Origin of the sequence: Escherichia sp. B1147, assembly GCF_001660175.1 — a bacterium.
GTDB classification, from domain to species: domain Bacteria; phylum Pseudomonadota; class Gammaproteobacteria; order Enterobacterales; family Enterobacteriaceae; genus Escherichia; species Escherichia whittamii.
Genome location: NZ_LFHY01000015.1, coordinates 196,078 through 218,428, shown reverse-complemented (window position 1 = coordinate 218,428; position 22,351 = coordinate 196,078). Strand labels below are relative to the sequence as shown.

20 protein-coding genes and 1 tRNA gene are annotated in these 22,351 nt (G+C 53.2%); 12 read left to right on the top strand and 9 right to left on the bottom strand.

Annotated features, from left to right (window positions below):
* The first annotated feature begins 53 nt into the window (after positions 1–53).
* Positions 54–113: a type I toxin-antitoxin system Ibs family toxin gene (locus tag A9180_RS24325; RefSeq protein ID WP_072272163.1), complete on the top strand. Its 60-nt coding sequence runs from the start codon at positions 54–56 to the stop codon at positions 111–113.
* A gap of 119 nt (positions 114–232) precedes the next feature.
* Here A9180_RS24325 and hldE read toward each other — a convergent pair whose 3' ends face one another.
* The 3 genes from hldE to ygiF are packed head-to-tail and all read right to left on the bottom strand — an operon-like array spanning position 233 to position 5,878.
* Positions 233–1,666: a bifunctional D-glycero-beta-D-manno-heptose-7-phosphate kinase/D-glycero-beta-D-manno-heptose 1-phosphate adenylyltransferase HldE gene (hldE, locus tag A9180_RS15995; protein WP_064529616.1), complete on the bottom strand. Its 1,434-nt coding sequence runs from the start codon at positions 1,664–1,666 to the stop codon at positions 233–235.
* A gap of 47 nt (positions 1,667–1,713) precedes the next feature.
* A complete protein-coding gene (gene glnE, locus A9180_RS15990) occupies positions 1,714–4,554 on the bottom strand; it encodes a bifunctional [glutamate--ammonia ligase]-adenylyl-L-tyrosine phosphorylase/[glutamate--ammonia-ligase] adenylyltransferase (protein WP_064529615.1) in 2,841 nt (946 codons plus the stop codon).
* Positions 4,555–4,576: 22 nt separating this feature from the next.
* Positions 4,577–5,878, bottom strand: coding sequence for an inorganic triphosphatase (gene ygiF, locus A9180_RS15985; protein WP_064529614.1), 1,302 nt, complete (start codon positions 5,876–5,878; stop codon positions 4,577–4,579).
* A gap of 242 nt (positions 5,879–6,120) precedes the next feature.
* Here ygiF and A9180_RS15975 point away from each other — a divergent pair, with 242 nt between their 5' ends.
* Positions 6,121–6,741, top strand: a complete 621-nt coding sequence (locus A9180_RS15975; protein WP_001125317.1) for a TIGR04211 family SH3 domain-containing protein — start codon at positions 6,121–6,123, stop codon at positions 6,739–6,741.
* A 63-nt stretch (positions 6,742–6,804) separates the two neighbouring features.
* Positions 6,805–8,043, top strand: a complete 1,239-nt coding sequence (gene cca, locus A9180_RS15970) for a fused tRNA nucleotidyltransferase/2',3'-cyclic phosphodiesterase/2' nucleotidase/phosphatase Cca (RefSeq protein WP_064529613.1) — start codon at positions 6,805–6,807, stop codon at positions 8,041–8,043.
* Between the two features lie 182 nt (positions 8,044–8,225).
* On the opposite strand, the gene bacA is transcribed toward cca, so the two are convergent.
* Together bacA and folB are read right to left on the bottom strand one after the other, a co-directional pair.
* The gene (gene bacA / locus A9180_RS15965; RefSeq protein ID WP_064529612.1) at positions 8,226–9,047 is read right to left on the bottom strand and encodes an undecaprenyl-diphosphate phosphatase; all 822 of its coding nucleotides are present in this window, start codon (positions 9,045–9,047) and stop codon (positions 8,226–8,228) included.
* Positions 9,048–9,137: 90 nt separating this feature from the next.
* On the bottom strand, positions 9,138–9,506 hold the full coding sequence (gene folB / locus A9180_RS15960; protein ID WP_010347879.1) for a bifunctional dihydroneopterin aldolase/7,8-dihydroneopterin epimerase: 369 nt from the start codon (positions 9,504–9,506) through the stop codon (positions 9,138–9,140).
* 105 nt (positions 9,507–9,611) lie between these two features.
* Here folB and plsY point away from each other — a divergent pair, with 105 nt between their 5' ends.
* Positions 9,612–10,229, top strand: a complete 618-nt coding sequence (plsY, locus tag A9180_RS15955; protein ID WP_064529611.1) for a glycerol-3-phosphate 1-O-acyltransferase PlsY — start codon at positions 9,612–9,614, stop codon at positions 10,227–10,229.
* 12 nt (positions 10,230–10,241) lie between these two features.
* Here plsY and ttdR read toward each other — a convergent pair whose 3' ends face one another.
* Positions 10,242–11,174: an L-tartrate utilization transcriptional activator TtdR gene (gene ttdR / locus A9180_RS15950; RefSeq protein WP_064529861.1), complete on the bottom strand. Its 933-nt coding sequence runs from the start codon at positions 11,172–11,174 to the stop codon at positions 10,242–10,244.
* A 206-nt stretch (positions 11,175–11,380) separates the two neighbouring features.
* Here ttdR and ttdA point away from each other — a divergent pair, with 206 nt between their 5' ends.
* The 3 genes from ttdA to ttdT are packed head-to-tail and all read left to right on the top strand — an operon-like array spanning position 11,381 to position 14,406.
* Complete coding sequence (gene ttdA, locus A9180_RS15945; protein ID WP_074399597.1) at positions 11,381–12,292, top strand: L(+)-tartrate dehydratase subunit alpha; 912 nt, start codon at positions 11,381–11,383, stop codon at positions 12,290–12,292.
* Positions 12,289–12,894 (top strand): L(+)-tartrate dehydratase subunit beta, encoded by a 606-nt coding sequence (ttdB, locus tag A9180_RS15940; protein WP_064529610.1) that lies wholly within the window; start codon positions 12,289–12,291, stop codon positions 12,892–12,894. The genes ttdA and ttdB overlap by 4 nt, the downstream gene beginning before the upstream one ends.
* A gap of 48 nt (positions 12,895–12,942) precedes the next feature.
* Positions 12,943–14,406 carry an L-tartrate/succinate antiporter gene (gene ttdT / locus A9180_RS15935; protein WP_064529609.1) on the top strand — a complete coding sequence of 488 codons (1,464 nt, stop codon included), beginning with the start codon at positions 12,943–12,945 and terminating at the stop codon, positions 14,404–14,406.
* 41 nt (positions 14,407–14,447) lie between these two features.
* Here ttdT and tsaD read toward each other — a convergent pair whose 3' ends face one another.
* The gene (tsaD, locus tag A9180_RS15930; RefSeq protein WP_064529608.1) at positions 14,448–15,461 is read right to left on the bottom strand and encodes a tRNA (adenosine(37)-N6)-threonylcarbamoyltransferase complex transferase subunit TsaD; all 1,014 of its coding nucleotides are present in this window, start codon (positions 15,459–15,461) and stop codon (positions 14,448–14,450) included.
* A gap of 237 nt (positions 15,462–15,698) precedes the next feature.
* Between tsaD and rpsU the strand changes: the two genes are divergently transcribed.
* From rpsU to rpoD, 3 genes are all read left to right on the top strand, one after another.
* The gene (gene rpsU, locus A9180_RS15925; RefSeq protein ID WP_001144069.1) at positions 15,699–15,914 is read left to right on the top strand and encodes a 30S ribosomal protein S21; all 216 of its coding nucleotides are present in this window, start codon (positions 15,699–15,701) and stop codon (positions 15,912–15,914) included.
* 110 nt (positions 15,915–16,024) lie between these two features.
* Positions 16,025–17,770: a DNA primase gene (gene dnaG / locus A9180_RS15920; RefSeq protein WP_064529607.1), complete on the top strand. Its 1,746-nt coding sequence runs from the start codon at positions 16,025–16,027 to the stop codon at positions 17,768–17,770.
* Between the two features lie 193 nt (positions 17,771–17,963).
* Entirely contained in the window at positions 17,964–19,805 is a 1,842-nt protein-coding gene (rpoD, locus tag A9180_RS15915) for an RNA polymerase sigma factor RpoD (protein WP_064529606.1), read from the top strand.
* Positions 19,806–19,885: 80 nt separating this feature from the next.
* Here the strand turns inward: rpoD and mug are convergent, their stop codons facing one another.
* Positions 19,886–20,392: a G/U mismatch-specific DNA glycosylase gene (gene mug, locus A9180_RS15910; RefSeq protein WP_064529605.1), complete on the bottom strand. Its 507-nt coding sequence runs from the start codon at positions 20,390–20,392 to the stop codon at positions 19,886–19,888.
* A 125-nt stretch (positions 20,393–20,517) separates the two neighbouring features.
* On the opposite strand from mug, the gene A9180_RS15905 reads away from it, so the two are divergent.
* Positions 20,518–20,593: transfer RNA gene (locus A9180_RS15905), tRNA-Ile, on the top strand.
* 53 nt (positions 20,594–20,646) lie between these two features.
* Here A9180_RS15905 and nfeF read toward each other — a convergent pair.
* Positions 20,647–21,411: an NADPH-dependent ferric chelate reductase NfeF gene (gene nfeF, locus A9180_RS15900; protein ID WP_064529604.1), complete on the bottom strand. Its 765-nt coding sequence runs from the start codon at positions 21,409–21,411 to the stop codon at positions 20,647–20,649.
* Positions 21,412–21,687: 276 nt separating this feature from the next.
* On the opposite strand from nfeF, the gene nfeR reads away from it, so the two are divergent.
* Positions 21,688–22,311: a DNA-binding transcriptional regulator NfeR gene (gene nfeR, locus A9180_RS15895; RefSeq protein WP_064529603.1), complete on the top strand. Its 624-nt coding sequence runs from the start codon at positions 21,688–21,690 to the stop codon at positions 22,309–22,311.
* Positions 22,312–22,351 lie beyond the last annotated feature (40 nt).

The following is a 22,351-nucleotide window of genomic DNA, read 5'->3' as shown; positions in this document are numbered from 1 at the left end:
GCTGAAACGGGAAAGCCCCTCCCGAAGAAGGGGCCTTACAGAAGGAAAGGGTTATGATGAAGTTAGTCATCATACTGGTTGTGTTGTTACTCGTAAGTTTCCAGGCTTATTAACAACCAATTCAGAGGGGGAGAAATCCTCCCTTACCCTTGTTCCTTTACTCTAGGTTGAAAAAACAACAGCGTCAATAGACCCGCCTGGTATGAAGCGAAATCTGTGAACCGCTTTCCGGTTAGCCTTTTTTATCCTGTTGGATCTTCTTAATAATGTTGGTCGTTGAGCAACCATCTTCAAAGTTGAGCACCAGCACTTCACCGCCGTTGGCCCAAACTTCTTTACTCCCGGCAATCTCGTCCGGTTTATAGTCGCCGCCTTTCACCAGCAGATCTGGCAAGATCCCGGCGATCAGACGCTGCGGCGTGTCTTCTTCAAACGACACCACCCAGTCGACCGCTTCCAGTGCGCCCAGTACAATCATGCGTTGTTCAAGCGGGTTAACCGGGCGGGACTCCCCTTTCAGCCGCCTGGTGGATGCGTCACTGTTCACGGCGACAATTAAGCGGTCACCCAGTTTACGGGCGTTTGCCAGATAAGAGACGTGCCCGGCGTGGAGAATGTCGAAGACGCCGTTGGTCATCACCACTTTTTCGCCACGTTTACGCGCCGCCGCTACGGCCAGCTTCAGTTCCTCTTCGGTCATCACGCCAAAGCCAGTGTCTGCGCGCCCGCGCACTGCGTTTTCCAGCTCGATGGGAGAAACCGTAGAAGTCCCCAGTTTGCCGACGACTACTCCTGCCGCCGCATTGGCGAAGAAGCAGGCTTCTTCCAGCGAATTACCCGCTGCCAGCGTCGCCGCAAGCACACCAATCACCGTGTCGCCTGCACCGGTAACGTCATAGACTTCCTGCGCCTGGGTTGGCATATGCAGCGGCGCTTTACCCGGTTGCAGCAACGTCATCCCCTGCTCGGAACGGGTTACCAACAGCGCAGAGAGTTCGTAGTCGGCGATCAGTTTCATGCCGCGTTCAACAATCTCTTCTTCAGTTTTACATTTACCGGCAACAGCTTCAAATTCCAAGAGATTCGGCGTTAACAGCGTAGCGCCGCGGTAGCGTTCAAAATCGGTGCCTTTTGGATCAATCAGCACCGGAACACCCGCTTTACGCGCCAGTTGGATCATCTGCTGTACGCTTGCCAACGCACCTTTCGCATAGTCAGAAAGCACCAGCGCGCCAATCGTACCGAGGGCCTGATTAATCCGCTCATGCAGCGGCTGCGGATCAACGCCTTCGAAACCTTCTTCGAAATCCAGGCGAATCAACTGTTGGTTACGAGAAAGCACCCGCAGTTTGGTGATGGTTGGATGCGTCGGCACAGAAACGAAGTCGCATTTTACGTTCACGTCGGCCAGCGATTTACTGAGCGCGCGCGCCGCATCATCAATACCTGTCAGCCCCACCAGGCGTGCGTTTGCACCGAGAGAAGCGATGTTCATCGCCACGTTGGCTGCGCCGCCCGGACGTTCTTCAATGGTATTGACTTTAACCACGGGCACTGGCGCTTCCGGCGATATACGGCTGGTGGGACCGTACCAGTAACGATCCAGCATCACATCACCAACCACCATCACTCCTGCACGTTCAAACTCTGGCAGCGTTACTTTCATTCCTGTCTCCTGAGAGATTCAAAATTTGCGCGCGATAATACCATATTTCATTCCTCCACCAGCCACTTCTGCCAGCTTGCCCGCACCAGTTCACGCTCCGCGGTGAAGCAATCCTCCGGCACATGGCCCGGCAGCTCTTGTAATGCCAGATGATGAAGTTCATCGCGCAGCGTAGTATAAGCACGGGTCAGCGCCATCGCTTCCTGCTCTTCCATAATGTCGTTTTGCGCCAGCAGTTCCAGAATGCGCACGTTGTCTGACCAGCGCGTTAACTTCGGTTTTTCATGAGCGTAGCGCAACACCAGATATTGGGTAATAAATTCGATATCGGTAATTCCGCCTTCATCTGCTTTGATATCAAAGCGATCGCGATGTTTATTGCCGAGATGGGCGCGCATTTTCTCACGCATTTCCCGCACTTCTGTCTGTAAGGTTTTGCCTTCACGCGGCAGCGTCATAATCTCCCGGCGTACCGCGTCAAATTGCGCGGTCAATTGTGGATCACCATATACCACGCGAGCACGCACCAGCGCCTGATGCTCCCACGTCCAGGCCTCGTTTTTCTGATAATCGGCAAACGCTTCTGCGGAAGTCACCAGCATTCCCGCGGCCCCGGACGGACGCAATCGCGCATCCACTTCATACAAAATGCCGGAAGACGTGCGCGTACTAAACAGGTGCATAATGCGTTGCGCCAGACGCAGATAAAACTGCCGCCCGTCGATTTCCCGCTCGCCGTCGGTCATCGCATCCATCGGGCAGTCATGGAGGAAGATCAGGTCAAGATCAGAACTATATCCCAGTTCCCAGCCGCCCAGCTTACCGTAACCAACCACCGCAAAGCCGCGACCTTCACGTTCGTTCAGGTGAGTCGGTTTTCCGTAGCGAGCAACCATTTGTCCCCACGCTTGCTGGACCACAGCATCTATCATTGCCTCCGCCAGCCAGGTTAAGTGATCGCTCACTTTCATTACTGGCAGCGTACCGGCAATATCCGCCGCCGCAATACGTAACAGTTGTGCCTGTTTAAACTGACGCAGCGCCTCAAGTTGTTGTTCTTCATCATCTTCCGGCACGCGCAGCAAATACTGGCGCAATTCGTCGCGATAGGCATCCGTCGCTGTTGGCTGGTAGAGGGTGTTCGGATCGAGCAGTTCATCCAGCAATAATGGATAGCGCGCCAGCTGGCTGGCAATCATCGGCGATGCGGCACACAGTGAAATCAAATGCTTAAGCGCCGCAGGGAATTCACTAAGCAGTTCAAGATAGGTCGTACGGGTGACAATCCCCATCAGCAAGGCGGTAATGCGCGACAGCGTGACGACGGCATCGTTACGCGCACATACGTCACTTAGCAAATGAGGCATCAGATGGTCGAGCACCTGACGACCGCGCGGGCCAATGGTGCGCTTATCCAGTTCTTTGCGGAAATCGGCAATCAGCGTCAGCACCTGTTTGCGATCATCTTCACTAAGATGCGCCAGCACTGGCGTGGTGTCATCTTCCTGCAACGCATCCTGCCACAGCTCACGCCACTGCTCTGACAGAGTCTCTTCCTGGGTTTCGCTTTCGTCGTCACCAATCAGTTCGTTAAATACCCGACGCACATTGGCCATATGTCCGGTCAGCGCCCCGGTCAATTGCGGCCAGTCAGCAAAGTCCATCGCCCACGCCAGCCGCGCACGATTAAGCTCATCAGCCGGAAGCGTCTGGGTTTGTTCGTCATTAATGCTTTGCAGCAGGTTTTCCAGACGCCGCAGGAACAGATACGCCACTCGCAATTGTTCGGCATCATTCTCAGAGAGCAGATGCAATGCCGCAATGGCGTTGAGGGTAGGAAGTAATGAACGCGATTGCAGCGACGGCTCGCGCCCACCGCGAATAAGCTGGAACACCTGGACGATAAACTCAATTTCGCGAATACCGCCCGCGCCCAGTTTGATGTTGTCAGTGAGGCCGCGGCGACGCACTTCACGGGCAATCATCCCTTTCATGTTGCGCAGAGACTGAATCACGCTGAAATCGATGTAACGACGAAAAACAAACGGGCGCAGCATCGAACGCAATTCGTTAGCATAAGCACCGTCGCTATCGCCCATAATCCGCGCCTTGACCATCGCATAACGCTCCCAGTCGCGCCCCTGCTCCTGGTAATAATCCTCCAGCGCGGCGAAGCTCAACACCAGCGGGCCACTTTCGCCAAACGGACGCAGGCGCATATCCACGCGATAGACAAAGCCATCTTGCGTCGGTTGATCCAGCACTTTAATCAGCCGCTGCCCCATGCGGGTAAAAAACTGGCCGTTATCCAGTTCGCGGCGTCCGCCCTGAGTACAGCCATGTTCCGGCCAGGCAAAAATCAGGTCGATATCCGAGGAGAAATTCAGTTCCCCGCCGCCCAGCTTACCCATGCCTAAAATCAACAGCGGTTGCGCTTCGCCCTTCGCATTACATGGCGTTCCCCACTCACGACAGCAGGCGTCATACAGCCAGTCACGCGCCGCAACAATCAGCGTCTCAGCGAGATGACTAAGCTGCTGCAAAATGCTCTCTTCCGCGACCAGCGTCAGCGTTTGCGCCCAGGCGATGCGCACCATAATGCGCCGACGGAACAGCCGCAGTTCACGCATTAACCCAGCCTCGTCACTCACATTACTGAGCGCCGCCTGCAACCACTCGCCGTAATATTGCCATTCATCGGCTTGTGGCGGCTCGCTTTCCAGCTCCGTCAGCCACTCTGGATGCGCAATTACGCTATCCTGCACAAAATCACTGAAAGTAAGTACTGACTTCGCCTGTACACCAAGTGATTCCTCGGCTAAAGGCGCTGGCAGCCGCTCAACAACGGTCTGCCAGTACTGCTGTAATGGTGAAGAGAGCGGCTTCATAAGCGATTTTATCCTTGCCAGATTAACGTTTTCCGCTATGCAACCAGAACGGTTCCTGATTGTTTGCCTCATTGCGGAAATGTTCAATTTCAATGCGTTGCCCGGTCGCAATAGCGTGACGCAGCCCCTGCCAGTTCTCCAGCCAGGCTTGCGCGACGAGAGGATCGTAGTAACCCGCCAGCAGCAGTATTGAGTCAATACCACGTGTCAGGCGCGGTAACTGATCAGGGTAGCGATCGCCCAACGGCTGGCAAAAAACGCTCTTCAATTCAGCGGAATGGCGAGAGAGATGGATATCGGCAAAGCGTTTGAAGGAATCGCTGATTTTACCCTGCGCTTTGGCATCTAAAAACGGCTGCCAGGCTTTAGTCACCAGCCATTCGGTCAACGCCAGTTTCGCCATTGCCGTTTCAGTAGAATAGACCGCCGTCACGGCAGAAACCGCAGAAGCAATGGTCGCTTCGCATTGGGTCAGCAAATCACGTAAGTGAGTGCTCGCTTTACGTGGCACGATACCGCCGAACAGCATCAGCGTATGGCGAACCAGGCCGATGGCTGCCAGCACCTGCTCTTTCGCCGCCTCGTTGCCGCGTATCCACAACTCTTCATGGTACTGCCATTGCGATAACGCCAGTTCCATTGCCGCTTCCAGCCCCTGCTCTACATCTGCTTTTGCCGCAACATGCAGAATAGTGGTTGGTTTGATTTCACGCACCGGATTGCCCTGCGCCAGATGATAGCCACGCGCCGCCTTGCTCAGGCTGCCCTGGCGTAAACCAGTTTGCGATACCAGTTGGTTTGCCAGTTTCAGCACCGCGCGTGTTTCGCCACTGAGTAATTCCAGTTCCAGCTCGCAGATAGGTTCAACAAACTCACCTGCTTTTACTTCCCCCTGGTCGAGGGCGATTTCAATCTGACTGCCATCCACTTCAACCAGCCATTTTTCGCGGTAAAAATCGGTGCTGAACAGCGGCTGCACGCGTGACGCGAGATCGGCAGGTAACTCACCGTTTGGCCAGACTTCCGTTGGTAACTGCGCCAGATCGAGCGTCGGTTCACTCAACGCCACATTATATTCCGGGCGCTGGTGCAATCCGCCCGTTACCCGTCCGGCAACTTTCATGGTCATCTCATAGCGACCGTTTTCGCCACGAATACGCAGGCCCATATCGTGCCCACGCAGCCAGTTATCCGGCGTTTCGTAGTAAATATTCAGCAACTGCACGGGATCATGATGCTCGCCGCCCAGCGTATTGAGATGGTCACGCAACGCCTCAACGGCACTGTGATTAACAATAAACTTTAATTCGATTTCCTGAGCCATGGCCTCTACTTATCCGGTTATGTCACATAAGTGACGATGAACGGCGAACTAAATGCGATCTTTTTTGTCAGTAGATAGTATTTTGCGCCAAATTGCCATGCAACGAGCATTTTGACGGGCGTAAAAGTTTGAGACGGTGGCAAGACCTGACACAGAGGATTCCGATTGATAGCGAATGCTTTGCGTAGCGACACTGATGCCACTACTATCGTTCCACTTTCCATGACAATAACGACAGCCTGATGCCAAAATTACGCCTGATCGCACTAACTTTACTCGCACTTAGCGCCACTGCCGTCTCTCACGCGGAAGAAAAACGCTATGTTTCTGACGAACTGAACACCTGGGTTCGCAGTGGTCCGGGAGATCATTATCGCCTCGTGGGCACAGTGAACGCCGGTGAGGAAGTGACATTATTACAAACTGACGCCAACACCAATTATGCCCAGGTAAAAGACAGCTCTGGTCGAACCGCCTGGATCCCGTTGAAACAACTGAGCACTGAGCCAAGCCTGCGCTCCCGCGTGCCAGATCTGGAAAATCAGGTCAGAACTCTGACCGATAAGCTCACCAATATCGATAACACCTGGAATCAGCGCACCGCAGAAATGCAGCAAAAAGTGGCGCAGAGCGACAGTGTGATTAACGGGTTAAAAGAAGAAAATCAGAAGCTGAAAAACGAACTGATTGTCGCGCAGAAAAAGGTCGATGCCGCCAGCGTGCAGCTAGACGACAAACAGCGCACCATCATCATGCAATGGTTTATGTATGGCGGTGGCGTGCTGGGGCTTGGCTTGCTGCTCGGACTGGTATTACCGCACCTGATCCCAACGCGTAAACGCAAAGATCGCTGGATGAACTAAATCGCCTTCTTCGTTGCACTGTCTTATTATTAGGAATTGTGTATTTGACGAAGGGAAGATGGCGTGAAGATTTATCTGGTCGGTGGTGCGGTACGGGATGCATTGTTAGGGCTACCGGTCAAAGACAGAGATTGGGTAGTTGTCGGCAGCACGCCACAGGAGATGCTCGACGCGGGCTACCAGCAGGTAGGTCGCGATTTTCCTGTTTTTCTGCATCCGCAAACACATGAAGAGTATGCGCTGGCACGTACCGAACGGAAATCCGGCTCCGGTTATACCGGTTTTACCTGCTATGCCGCGCCGGATGTCACGCTGGAAGATGATCTCAAGCGTCGCGATCTGACCATTAATGCGCTGGCCCAGGACGATGACGGCAAGATTATCGACCCGTACAACGGTCTGGGCGATCTGCAAAATCGTCTGTTGCGCCATGTTTCCCCCGCCTTTGGCGAAGATCCGCTACGCGTATTGCGCGTAGCGCGTTTTGCTGCGCGTTATGCCCACCTCGGTTTTCGAATTGCCGATGAAACGATGACGTTGATGCGTGAGATGACTCACGTAGGCGAACTCGAACACCTGACGCCCGAACGCGTGTGGAAAGAGACTGAAAGCGCCCTCACCACACGCAACCCGCAAGTTTTCTTCCAGGTATTGCGTGATTGCGGCGCATTACGCGTTTTATTCCCGGAGATCGACGCATTGTTTGGTGTCCCCGCTCCGGCGAAATGGCACCCGGAAATCGACACTGGTATTCACACCTTAATGACGCTATCGATGGCGGCGATGCTGAGTCCGCAAGTAGATATCCGTTTCGCGACTTTATGCCACGATCTCGGTAAAGGGCTAACGCCGCCGGAGCTTTGGCCTCGTCATCACGGCCATGGCCCGGCGGGTGTAAAGTTAGTGGAACAATTGTGCCAGCGTCTGCGTGTGCCTAATGAAATTCGTGACTTAGCCAAACTGGTGGCTGAGTTTCACGATCTCATCCACACCTTCCCAATGCTGAACCCGAAAACCATCGTCAAATTATTTGATTCCATCGATGCCTGGCGTAAACCGCAGCGTGTAGAGCAACTGGCGCTGACCAGCGAGGCTGACGTGCGCGGCAGAACCGGTTTTGAATCAGCGGACTATCCGCAAGGACGCTGGTTACGTGAAGCCTGGGAAGTGGCGCAATCAGTGCCGACAAAAGCCGTCGTTGAAGCGGGATTTAAAGGCGTGGAGATCCGCGAAGAGCTGACCCGCCGCAGGATTGCGGCGGTAGCCAGCTGGAAGGAACAACGTTGCCCAAAGCCTGAGTAAGTATTGGGCATTTTGCCGGAGGCGGCGTAAACGCCTTATCCAGCCTAAATGTCAACGACGGTTGTAGGCCTGATAAGACGCGCGAGCGTCGCATCAGGCGTTGATTGCCGGATGCGGCGTGAACGCCTTATCCGGCCTACGCGATCGTGGACAATTCCCGGCATCCGACACTATTCTTCACATCAAAAGAACACTACGTACACCGCGGCCGCCACAATAAAACGATAAATGGCGAACGGGATAAACGAAATGCGCTTAATCAATTGCAGGAAGGTTTTAATTGCTATCAGCGCCACTACGAAAGCAGTGATAAACCCAACAGCAAACATCGGGATATCGCCGGTGGTCAGGAAGCCCCAGCTTTTGTAGAGATCGAGCGCCGTTGCGCCCATCATCATCGGCACCGCCAGCAGGAACGAGAACTCAGAAGCTGCGTAACGACTCACGCCCATCAGCATCCCACCAGAAATGGTCGCCCCGGAGCGAGAGAACCCCGGCCACAGCGCCAGACACTGGAAGCAGCCAATCATAAACGCCTGACGATACGTCATATCATCCAGACCCGGCGCGCGTGGCTCTTTCGGCTTCAGGCATTCGGCGGCAATCAGCAACAAACCGCCGACAACCAGCGCATACATGACATTTATCGGGTTAAACAATGATTTAATCATGTCATGGAACAACAGTCCCAACACCACCGCGGGGATCATCCCCAGCAAAATGTGGATCAGCGTTAAACGACCTTTGCTTTCTCCTTCGTGCTGCAACGGACGGCCAAAGTGAATGCCAATCAGGCCAAACAGACGCCGCCAGAACATCACTACCACAGCCAGAATCGAACCTAACTGGATAACGACTTCAAAGGTTTTTGCCGTGTCGCCTTCAAACCCCAACAAATGGCCCACAATAATCATGTGGCCCGTACTGGATACTGGCAAAAACTCTGTCAATCCTTCGACCACACCCAGGATTGCCGCCACCAGCAGCGAGTGCATATCGCTCATCAATAAACCCCTAAATTATAAAAATATACCGCTTGTCCGAACTACTGCAGTATGACCAGGTTATAACCGTTTGGTTTAACAGCTGTAAAATTAATTATTTTCTTTCAGATTATTGCCACGCTCGATGATGACGCCGACATTCGCCGCTCGTGCCACCGCGCCTGGCTTGCTAAGTTTGATGCGAACCCACGGCGAATTAAAGCGAGTTAACAGCAATTCCGCCACCTCCTCCGCCACGCGTTCCACCAGCGCAAAGCGCGCGCCCTCGACGTGGCTGACTACCGTTTCTGCGATGTCGGCGTAGCTAAGGCAATCTGCCACATCATCGCTTTTCGCCGCTTTGCGGTTATCCCACGCCATTTCGATATCGAACACCAGTTTCTGTTCGATGGTCTGTTCCCAGTCGTAAACACCAATAGTGGTGATTACCGAAAGTTGCTCTATAAATACAATATCCATCACGACCTGCTCGCTTTTTGGCTACCCCGGATACCACTTCCGGCGAAATGTGCGTATTATCCACAGATTCATCGTTGAACACGAATTTTCAAAACGGAACAGCTTATGAGTGCAATCGCGCCTGGAATGATCCTCATCGCGTACCTCTGCGGCTCCATTTCCAGTGCCATTCTGGTTTGCCGCCTTTGTGGCTTGCCCGACCCGCGAACCAGCGGCTCCGGCAATCCTGGCGCGACCAACGTTTTACGCATGGGTGGCAAAGGAGCAGCCGTAGCAGTGCTGATCTTTGACGTTCTAAAAGGTATGTTGCCTGTCTGGGGGGCATATGAATTAGGCGTCAGCCCCTTTTGGCTGGGATTAATTGCGATTGCCGCCTGTCTTGGACACATCTGGCCCATTTTCTTCGGTTTTAAAGGGGGAAAAGGCGTTGCCACCGCTTTTGGCGCTATTGCTCCGATCGGCTGGGATTTAACGGGTGTGATGGCGGGGACCTGGCTGCTTACCGTACTATTGAGTGGATATTCTTCGCTGGGGGCGATTGTCAGCGCACTGATTGCCCCGTTTTACGTCTGGTGGTTTAAGCCACAGTTCACCTTTCCGGTTTCTATGCTCTCTTGCCTGATCCTGCTGCGTCATCATGACAACATCCAGCGTCTGTGGCGTCGCCAGGAGACAAAAATCTGGACGAAATTCAAAAGAAAGCGCGAAAAAGATCCCGAGTGATTTCCGGCAGGTTTACAAAACCTGATAGCCTTCGGCGGGCTTGCCTAGCCGTTGCTGGCACCACGCTGCCAGAAACTCTACGCAAACGCGCAACTTCATGCTGCGATAGAGCGGCTCCCGATAAACAGCCCAGATATTGGCGCTTTGTGCATACTCCGGCAATACTCGCACCAGTTTACCACTCTCCAGAAACGGCAAAACATCCCACTCGGAACGCAGCATGATCCCTTTGCCCTCCAGCGCCCATTGCAGCACAATCTCGCCGCTATTGGAGGAAAGATGCCCGCTAACCTTCACCGATTTTTTCTCCTGACCGTTCCCCAACTCCCATATTCCGTGGGTCATATCGCGCTCTTTGGTCACCAGACAGTCATGACGACTTAATTCCTGTAATGATTGTGGCGGGGGATATTTTTGCAGATACTCAGGTGCAGCGCATAATATTCTTTTATTTTTCGTTAACAGATGCGCGATATAATAATCAGGGATTTCATCATTAATACGAATATCCAGATCAATATTATCCTGCACTAAATCAATTTGCCGATCGAACAATTCAAAATGCACCTGTAATTCAGGGTAATTGCGCATCAGTTCGGTAATGGCTGGCGCAATATAACTGCGCCCAAATCCAAAGCTGCAACCAATACGAATCATCCCCTCCGGGCGCGTTTTGATTTGCGTGACGTCATCGACCAGTCGCTGATATTGGGTGAGGATTTCCAGCGCATGTTCGTAACAACGTTGGCCGCTCTCAGTCAGTGCCACGCCACGTGCCGAGCGGTTCAGCAGCGTGGTTGCCAGCGTATTTTCAAGGATTTGGATCCGTTTAGTGACAAATGCGGGCGTCTGCCCAAGCGTTGCCGCTGCGGCGCTAAAGCTCCCGCTGTGGACGATTTCTACCAGTACCTGCAAGTCTTTGGCTAAAGGCCAGCTATTTAGCATCGTTAAATATCCGCAGTTTTGATAAACGCAGTGTATTTCGCAAAACATTGCCATTCCCTGCTCTGGCGCAATATTCATTCTTATTTTCGTGTTGATTAACGAACTGTTAATTACATATTCACGGCAGCAAAAAATATAAACCCACATTTTTAGTGGTAGTTTGTGGCGGTGAATTTTTCCAGACAAATAGAAAAACTGGAGTTGCCATGATGAGCGAATGTAATAAACAACAGGCAGTGAATAAGTTGACGGAGATTGTCACTAACTTTACCGCCATGATTTCTACCCGAATGCCCGATGACGTGGTGGATAAACTAAAACAGCTAAGAGATGCCGAAACGTCGTCGATGGGGAAAATCATCTACCACACGATGTTCGATAACATGCAAAAAGCGATCGACCTGAATCGTCCGGCCTGCCAGGACACCGGTGAAATCATGTTTTTCGTCAAGGTCGGTTCCCGTTTCCCGCTGCTTGGCGAGCTGCAAAGCATTCTTAAGCAAGCCGTGGAAGAGGCGACCATCAAAGCGCCACTGCGCCACAACGCGGTGGAAATTTTTGACGAAGTGAATACCGGCAAAAATACCGGCAGCGGCGTACCGTGGGTCACCTGGGATATTGTCCCTGACGGTGACGACGCGGAAATCGAAGTTTATATGGCTGGCGGTGGCTGCACGCTGCCTGGCCGCTCGAAAGTATTAATGCCTTCGGAAGGCTACGAAGGCGTGGTGAAATTCGTCTTCGAAAATATCTCCACTCTCGCCGTAAACGCCTGTCCGCCGGTACTGGTAGGTGTGGGCATCGCCACTTCGGTGGAAACCGCCGCTGTACTCTCGCGTAAAGCCATTTTGCGCCCAATAGGCAGCCGCCACCCCAATCCGAAAGCGGCAGAGCTGGAGCTACGCCTGGAGGAAGGACTCAACCGTCTGGGGATTGGCCCACAAGGGCTGACTGGCAACAGTTCAGTAATGGGCGTGCATATCGAATCTGCCGCTCGCCATCCGTCTACCATCGGCGTTGCTGTCTCTACCGGCTGCTGGGCGCATCGTCGCGGCACGCTGCTGGTTCATGCCGATCTCTCCTTTGAAAATCTGTCTCACACCCGGAGCGCGTTATGAAAAAGATCCTGACAACCCCGATCAAAGCTGAAGATCTGCAAGATATTCGCGTCGGCGATGTGATCTACCTGACCGGTACGCTGGTGACCTGCCGCGACGTTTGTCACCGCCGCTTGATCGAACTCAAACGCCCGATCCCTTACGATCTCAACGGCAAAGCGATTTTCCACGCAGGCCCCATCGTGCGTAAAAACGGTGACAAATGGGAGATGGTGTCCGTCGGCCCGACAACCAGTATGCGAATGGAAAGTTTTGAACGTGAGTTCATCGAGCAGACTGGCGTGAAACTGGTGGTCGGCAAAGGCGGAATGGGGCCGCTGACCGAAGAAGGCTGCCAGAAATTCAAGGCGCTGCATGTGATTTTCCCGGCAGGCTGCGCGGTACTGGCAGCAACGCAGGTGGAAGAGATTGAAGAGGTGCACTGGACAGAACTCGGGATGCCAGAGTCGCTGTGGGTCTGCCGGGTCAAAGAGTTTGGCCCACTGATTGTCTCTATCGATACCCACGGCAACAACCTGATAGCCGAAAACAAAAAGCTGTTCGCCGAACGCCGCGGCCCCATCGTGGAAGAAATCTGCGAGCACGTCCACTACATCAAATAACTCTCACGGAGAGGTTCGCCCCCTCTCCTTTTTCGCAGGCATAACACGATGAAACCTTCCACTGAATGGTGGCGATACCTTGCGCCACTGGCGGTCATCGCCATTATTGCTCTACTTCCGGTTCCTGCAGGGCTGGAGAGTCATACCTGGCTCTACTTTGCGGTTTTTACCGGCGTGATCGTTGGGCTTATCCTCGAACCCGTACCAGGTGCCGTGGTGGCGATGGTGGGTATCTCCATCATTGCCATTCTCTCGCCGTGGCTGCTGTTTAGCCCGGACCAACTCGCCCAGCCAGGCTTTAAGTTCACCGCTAAATCCCTCTCCTGGGCGGTTTCCGGTTTTTCTAATTCGGTTATCTGGCTGATTTTCGCCGCCTTTATGTTTGGTACGGGCTATGAAAAAACCGGACTTGGACGTCGCATCGCGCTGATTCTGGTAAAAAAGATGGGGCATCGCACGCTGTTTCTCGGTTATGCGGTGATGTTCTCCGAGTTGATCCTTGCGCCTGTAACACCGTCCAACTCGGCGCGTGGTGCGGGGATTATCTATCCCATCATCCGTAACCTGCCGCCGCTCTATCAATCACAACCAAACGACAGCAGCTCGCGCAGCATTGGCTCGTACATCATGTGGATGGGGATTGTTGCCGACTGCGTGACCAGCGCCATTTTTCTGACGGCGATGGCGCCTAACCTGCTGTTAATTGGACTGATGAAAAGCGCATCTCACGCCACGCTGAGTTGGGGCGACTGGTTTCTCGGCATGTTGCCGCTCAGTATATTACTGGTCCTGCTGGTTCCCTGGCTGGCTTATGTGCTGTATCCGCCAGTACTGAAGTCAGGCGATCAGGTGCCTCGCTGGGCAGAGACGGAACTACAGGCAATGGGCCCGCTCTGTTCGCGTGAAAAACGGATGCTGGGGCTAATGGTGGGCGCACTGGTGCTGTGGATTTTCGGCGGTGATTATATCGATGCCGCGATGGTCGGTTACAGCGTGGTGGCACTGATGCTGCTTCTGCGCATTATCTGCTGGGACGACATTGTCAGTAATAAAGCCGCGTGGAATGTTTTTTTCTGGCTGGCCTCGCTTATCACCCTCGCCACCGGACTCAATAACACTGGTTTTATTAGTTGGTTTGGCAAACTGTTAGCAGGCGGCTTAAGCGGTTATTCACCAACGATGGTGATGGTGGTGTTAATTGTGGTGTTTTATCTGCTGCGCTACTTCTTTGCCAGCGCCACGGCGTATACCTCCGCTCTCGCGCCGATGATGATTGCCGCCGCGCTGGCGATGCCGGAAATTCCGCTACCGGTGTTCTGCCTGATGGTTGGCGCAGCAATTGGTTTGGGGAGCATTCTTACGCCATACGCCACCGGACCCAGCCCGATTTACTACGGCAGTGGTTATCTGCCAACGGGGGATTACTGGCGACTGGGGGCGATTTTTGGGCTGATCTTCCTCGTGTTGCTGGTGATTATCGGCTTACTGTGGATGCCCGTGGTGTTGCTTTAAGTAAGGGCGGTGCCGGAAGAGACTCTCCGGCACCTGATATTTTACGCAGCCGGTAACTCTGCCAGCGGCCAGCGCGGACGCACGCTAACGCCGAGATCCGCCGTCGTGCCTGCTTTAAACCGTACCATTCCGGCATAGGCGATCATCGCGCCGTTATCGGTACAAAATTCCGGACGCGCGTAGAACACTTCGCCGCGACGCTTTTTCATCATTTCCGCCAGTTTCGCCCGCAGCGTGCGGTTAGCACTCACGCCGCCTGCCATTACCAGTCGCTTGAAGCCCGTCTGATCCAATGCCCGTTTGCACTTAATCATCAGTGTATCGACCACCGCATCTTCAAAAGCTCGGGCAATATCGGCACGCGTCTGGTCGTCGGTGCCGTTGTCACGAATCGTGTTCGCGGCGAAGGTTTTCAGGCCAGAGAAACTAAAATCCAGCCCCGGACGGTCGGTCATCGGGCGCGGGAAGACAAAGCGCCCGGCTGTACCCTGAGCGGCCATTTTTGACAGTAACGGCCCGCCCGGATAATCCAGCCCCAGCAGTTTCGCGGTTTTATCAAACGCTTCCCCGGCGGCATCATCGATAGACTCACCGAGCAACTCGTACTGACCAATGCCGGTTACGCTGATTAACTGCGTATGACCGCCGGAAACCAGCAATGCGACAAACGGAAATTCCGGTGGGTTATCTTCCAGCATCGGCGCTAACAGATGCCCTTCCATATGGTGTACCGGGATCGCCGGAACGTTCCAGGCAAACGCCAGAGAACGCCCTACCGTTGCGCCAACCAGCAGCGCGCCGACTAATCCTGGGCCTGCGGTATAGGCCACGGCGTCAATGTCTTTTGCCGTTAAACCGGATTCTTTCAGCGCCGCCTGGATCAACGGTACGGTTTTACGTACGTGATCGCGGGAGGCAAGTTCAGGCACCACGCCGCCGTAGTCAGCGTGCAATTTCACCTGACTATACAATTGGTTGGCTAACAAACCTTTTTCATCGTCGTAAATGGCGATGCCGGTTTCATCGCAGGAAGTTTCAATACCCAGTACACGCATGACTTGTTTTACCTCGCTTTATTACCGCGCAGTGTAGGACCAATGCGGGTTGATGTAAAACTTTGTTCGCCCCTGGAGAAAGCCTCGTGTATACTCCTCACCCTTATAAAAGTCCCTTTCAAAAAAGGCCGCGGTGCTTTACAAAGCAGCAGCAATTGCAGTAAAATTCCGCACCATTTTGAAATAAGCTGGCGTTGATGCCAGCGGCAAACCGAATTAATCAAAGGTGAGAGGCACATGCCGGTAATTAAAGTACGTGAAAACGAGCCGTTCGACGTAGCTCTGCGTCGCTTCAAGCGTTCCTGCGAAAAAGCAGGTGTTCTGGCGGAAGTTCGTCGTCGTGAGTTCTATGAAAAACCGACTACCGAACGTAAGCGCGCTAAAGCTTCTGCAGTGAAACGTCACGCGAAGAAACTGGCTCGCGAAAACGCACGCCGCACTCGTCTGTACTAATTCCCTGAGAGCGTTGCTCTCCGATCAGACCGAGTTGTAGTTGTAAGGCCGTGCTTCCGAAAGGAATGCGCGGCTTATTTTCGTTTATGAATTGCTAAAAATCGGGGCCTATGGCTGGACGAATCCCACGCGTATTCATTAATGATCTGCTGGCACGCACCGACATCGTCGATCTGATCGATGCCCGTGTGAAGCTGAAAAAGCAGGGCAAGAATTTCCACGCGTGTTGTCCATTCCACAACGAGAAAACCCCGTCATTCACCGTTAACGGTGAGAAACAGTTTTACCACTGCTTTGGATGTGGCGCGCACGGCAACGCGATCGATTTCCTGATGAACTACGACAAGCTCGAGTTCGTCGAAACGGTCGAAGAGCTGGCGGCAATGCACAATCTTGAAGTGCCATTTGAAGCAGGCAGCGGCCCCAGCCAGATCGAGCGCCATCAACGGCAAACGCTTTATCAGTTGATGGACGGTCTGAATACGTTTTACCAACAATCTTTACAGCAACCTGTTGCCATGTCTGCGCGCCAGTATCTGGAAAAACGCGGATTAAGCCACGAGGTCATCGCCCGTTTTGCGATTGGTTTTGCGCCCCCCGGCTGGGACAACGTCCTGAAACGGTTTGGCGGCAATCCAGAAAATCGCCAGTCATTGATTGATGCGGGCATGTTGGTAACTAACGATCAGGGCCGTAGTTACGATCGTTTCCGCGAGCGGGTAATGTTCCCTATTCGCGATAAACGCGGTCGGGTAATTGGTTTTGGCGGGCGCGTGCTGGGCAACGATACCCCCAAATACCTGAACTCGCCGGAAACCGATATTTTCCATAAAGGCCGCCAGCTTTACGGTCTTTATGAAGCGCAGCAGGATAACGCTGAACCCCAACGTTTACTTGTGGTCGAAGGCTATATGGACGTGGTGGCGCTGGCGCAATACGGTATTAATTACGCCGTTGCGTCGCTGGGTACGTCAACCACTGCCGATCACATTCAACTGTTGTTCCGCGCAACCAACAATGTCATTTGCTGTTATGACGGTGACCGCGCAGGTCGCGATGCTGCCTGGCGAGCGTTGGAAACGGCGTTGCCTTACATGACAGACGGCCGTCAGCTACGTTTTATGTTTTTGCCTGATGGTGAAGACCCTGACACGCTGGTGCGCAAAGAAGGTAAAGAGGCGTTTGAAGCGCGGATGGAGCAGGCAATGCCGCTCTCCGCATTTCTGTTTAACACTCTGATGCCGCAAGTTGATCTGAGCACCCCAGACGGGCGCGCGCGTTTGAGTACTTTGGCGCTGCCATTGATTTCGCAGGTACCAGGCGAAACGCTGCGAATATATCTTCGTCAGGAATTAGGCAACAAATTAGGCATACTTGATGACAGCCAGCTTGAACGATTAATGCCGAAAGCAGCAGAGAGCGGCGTTTCTCGTCCTGTTCCGCAGCTAAAACGCACGACCATGCGTATACTTATAGGGTTGCTGGTGCAAAATCCAGAATTAGCGACGTTAGTCCCGCCGCTTGAGAATCTGGCTGAAAATAAGCTTCCCGGACTTGGCTTATTCAGAGAACTGGTCAACACTTGTCTATCCCAGCCAGGTCTGACCACCGGGCAACTTTTAGAGCACTATCGTGGTACAAATAATGCTGCCACCCTTGAAAAACTGTCGATGTGGGACGATATAGCAGATAAGAATATTGCTGAACAAACCTTCACCGACTCACTCAACCATATGTTTGATTCGCTGCTTGAACTGCGTCAGGAAGAGTTAATCGCTCGTGAGCGCACGCATGGTTTAAGCAACGAAGAACGCCTGGAACTCTGGACATTGAACCAGGAACTGGCGAAAAAGTGATTTAACGGCTTAAGTGCCGAATAGCGATCGGGAAGCCCCCGACAGCCGCACTGAGAGGCAGCGGCAAAATATAAGTACGCCCTCGTAATTATCGTTGGCGGTAAACAGCCATTGGATTTCAGCGTTAACGCCTGAAGGACATCTGGTCAATCGCCCAACACCAACCTCATGAAATAAGTGTGGATACCGTCTTATGGAGCAAAACCCGCAGTCACAGCTGAAACTTCTTGTCACCCGTGGTAAGGAGCAAGGCTATCTGACCTATGCCGAGGTCAATGACCATCTGCCGGAAGATATCGTCGATTCCGATCAGATCGAAGACATCATCCAAATGATCAATGACATGGGCATTCAGGTGATGGAAGAAGCGCCGGATGCCGATGACCTGATGCTGGCTGAAAACACAGCAGACGAAGATGCTGCCGAAGCCGCCGCGCAGGTGCTTTCCAGCGTGGAATCTGAAATCGGGCGTACGACTGACCCGGTACGCATGTACATGCGTGAAATGGGCACCGTTGAACTGTTGACCCGCGAAGGCGAAATTGACATCGCTAAACGCATCGAAGATGGGATCAACCAGGTTCAATGCTCCGTTGCTGAATATCCGGAAGCGATCACCTATCTGCTGGAACAGTACGATCGTGTTGAAGCAGAAGAAGCGCGTCTGTCCGATCTGATCACCGGCTTTGTTGACCCGAACGCAGAAGAAGATCTGGCGCCAACCGCCACTCACGTCGGTTCTGAGCTTTCCCAGGAAGATCTGGACGATGACGAAGATGAAGACGAAGAAGATGGTGACGACGATACCGCCGACGATGACAACAGCATCGACCCGGAACTGGCTCGCGAAAAATTTGCTGAACTGCGCGCCCAGTACGTTGTAACGCGTGACACCATCAAAGCGAAAGGTCGCAGTCACGCAGCCGCCCAGGAAGAGATCCTGAAACTGTCTGAAGTGTTCAAACAGTTCCGCCTGGTGCCGAAGCAGTTTGACTACCTGGTCAACAGCATGCGCGTCATGATGGACCGCGTTCGTACGCAAGAACGTCTGATCATGAAGCTCTGCGTTGAGCAGTGCAAAATGCCGAAGAAAAACTTTATCACTCTGTTTACCGGCAATGAAACCAGCGATACCTGGTTCAACGCGGCAATTGCGATGAATAAGCCGTGGTCAGAAAAACTGCACGATGTCTCTGAAGAAGTGCATCGCGCCCTGCAGAAACTGCAACAGATTGAAGAAGAAACCGGCCTGACCATCGAGCAGGTTAAAGATATTAACCGTCGCATGTCCATCGGTGAAGCGAAAGCCCGCCGTGCGAAGAAAGAGATGGTTGAAGCGAACTTACGTCTGGTTATTTCTATCGCCAAGAAATATACCAACCGCGGTCTGCAGTTCCTGGATCTGATTCAGGAAGGCAACATCGGTCTGATGAAAGCGGTTGATAAGTTCGAATACCGCCGTGGTTACAAGTTCTCCACCTACGCAACCTGGTGGATCCGTCAGGCGATCACCCGCTCTATCGCGGATCAGGCGCGCACCATCCGTATTCCGGTGCATATGATTGAGACTATCAACAAACTCAACCGTATTTCTCGCCAGATGCTGCAAGAGATGGGCCGCGAGCCGACGCCGGAAGAGTTGGCTGAACGTATGCTGATGCCGGAAGACAAGATCCGCAAAGTGCTGAAGATCGCCAAAGAGCCAATCTCTATGGAAACGCCGATCGGTGATGATGAAGATTCGCATCTGGGGGATTTCATTGAGGACACCACCCTCGAGCTGCCGCTGGATTCTGCGACCACCGAAAGCCTGCGTGCAGCAACGCACGACGTGCTGGCTGGCCTGACCGCGCGTGAAGCGAAAGTTCTGCGTATGCGTTTTGGTATCGACATGAACACCGACCACACGCTGGAAGAAGTGGGTAAACAGTTCGACGTTACCCGCGAACGTATCCGTCAGATCGAAGCGAAGGCGCTGCGTAAACTGCGCCATCCGAGCCGCTCTGAAGTGCTGCGTAGCTTCCTGGACGATTAATCGGTAGGCCGGATAAGGCGTTACGCCGCATCCGGCAGTTGTCCCTTTGCACAAACGCCACCTTTTCGGTGGCGTTTTTTTTATCGCCCGCGCACCACCAGCGCCTGATCCAGTTCGCGATACGCCTCAACCAGCTTCTCAAGGGAAACGCGACTTAAACCGCTGGGATTCGGCAGCACCCAAATCTGTGTCGGACCAATGGTGAGCGTTTGCTTCCCCCACTGCGCACCGCGCTGGCTGAATCCTTGTTCATATGCTTGTTTGCCCAGAATCGCCAACGCCTGCGGCTGATAATCTTCAATTTTTTCAATCAGCTTGCGTCCGCCTGCATGCAACTCCTGCTTTGTCACCTCATTTGCTTGTACCGTTGGCCTGTCAACCAATTTGGTTACTCCACAACGATAATCCAGCAAATGCTGTGCCTCCTGAGGCTTCAACTGACGGTCGGTAAACCCGGCCTGATAAATTACCTTCCAGAAGCGATTCGCCGGATGGGCAAAAGGAAAGCCAGTATCCGCAGATGAAAGCCCCGGATTAATGCCGCAAAACACCACGCGCAACCCTGGTGCAATAATATCTTCAACCATATTAACTCCTGAACAACACAACCCGCGGGAAGTATAACGAATTGAAAACACATTGTTTATAAAAACAGCAGCCGCGCGGTAATGGCTGGATTGCGACGCGGAGTTACTTTATAATCCGCTACCATGGCCCCTTAGCTCAGTGGTTAGAGCAGGCGACTCATAATCGCTTGGTCGCTGGTTCAAGTCCAGCAGGGGCCACCACATACAGCAAAGGCTGACGAGAAATCGTCAGCCTTTTTCTTTTCATATATCAATTACTTTGCGTGCCAGTAAGCCGCTGCGCGTACCCGCTGTGGGTCATACTGTTCCGCTTCAAAGCGGCGGCTTAAATTCTTAACTACTTTGCCTTCGCCGGTTATCCAGATGAAGTAATCATCGGCAGGGATTTGCAGCTGCGCCAGACGCGCGTCTACCGCCCGCTCATCATGTGCCAGCCATTCGATATTAAAACCATCAAGGTGCACGAGATAATCCTGACAGGCGTTATCCTGCACGCTGACCAGCGCGGTAACTTGCGGTTTAACGGCAAGTTTACTCAACGTTTCCAGGCGGCGGCGCAGTGCGGGCATTCCGGATTCATCACAGACATACACTTGATACGCGTAATCCTCTGGCACCACCAGCGAACCGCGCGGCCCGGCTACCGTGAGCTTGTCACCCGGTTGCGCCTGCATCGCCCAGCCGCTGGCGACCCCGCCATCGTGAATAAAGAAATCGATCGCCAGTTCATGGCGTTGCTCGTCATACAGCGGCGTATAGTCGCGCGAAGGTGGACGCGGTCCTTCCGGCCAGACGATCCCCTCTTCTGTTACCGTTGGCGGAACAAAGTGAGCGCCAGGTTGAGGAAAGAAGAGTTTGCTGTGATCGTCAAAACCGCGCGACGTAAAACCGTCCAGCGCCTCGCCGCCAAGGACAATGCGCTGAAAACCGGCGCTAATGCGCTCAACGCGCAGTACAGTCAGTTCACGGAAGCGCAGATCATTGCGAACGCGCTGCGGGTAGCGGGGGGAATTATTCATTGTTATCGCCTTCGTGATGGTAATCAGATATATCTAAATGAAATTTGCAAATGATAATGATTGTTAATCATGATAAATGCAAGCGATTTGTAGAACTGATATATCTGAAGTGTGTGAAGACATTCCGCGTCGTAGCAAGGCTGCCGGATGCGGCATGAATGCTTTATCCGGCCTGGATGTTGAGTACATCTGCGTTTAAAAATCATTTTTGTACTTGCAGAAATGTTTATATTAGATATAAATTAGATATATCTAATTAAGCAAAAGGAGGCTGATATGAGCCATCATCACGAAGGGTGTTGTAAACATGAAGGCCAGCCACGCCATGAAGGCTGCTGCAAAGGTGAGAAGTCAGAACACGAGCGCTGCGAGCATGGACATCATCATGAACATGGTCAATGCTGCGGTGGTCGCCACGGTCGCGGCGGCGGTCGTCGGCAACGTTTCTTTGGTCACGGTGAATTGCGTCTGGTAATTCTGGATATTCTCTCGCGCGATGACAGCCACGGTTACGAGTTGATTAAAGCGATTGAGAATCTGACCCAGGGGAATTACACCCCAAGCCCGGGCGTCATCTACCCGACGCTGGATTTTCTCCAGGAGCAGTCGCTGATTACCATCCGCGAAGAGGAAGGCGGCAAGAAGCAGATTGCGCTGACCGAACAGGGCGCGCAGTGGCTGGAAGAAAACCGCGAACAAGTCGAGATGATTGAAGAGCGAATCAAAGCGCGCTGTGTTGGCGCGGCATTGCGCCAGAACCCGCAAATGAAGCGAGCGCTGGATAATTTTAAAGCGGTGCTGGACTTACGCGTCAACCAGAGCGATATCAGCGACGCGCAGATAAAAAAGATCATTGCGGTGATCGACCGCGCCGCTTTTGACATTACCCAGCTGGATTAATCACCGATTGCCGGATGCGGCGTGAACGCCTTATCCAGCC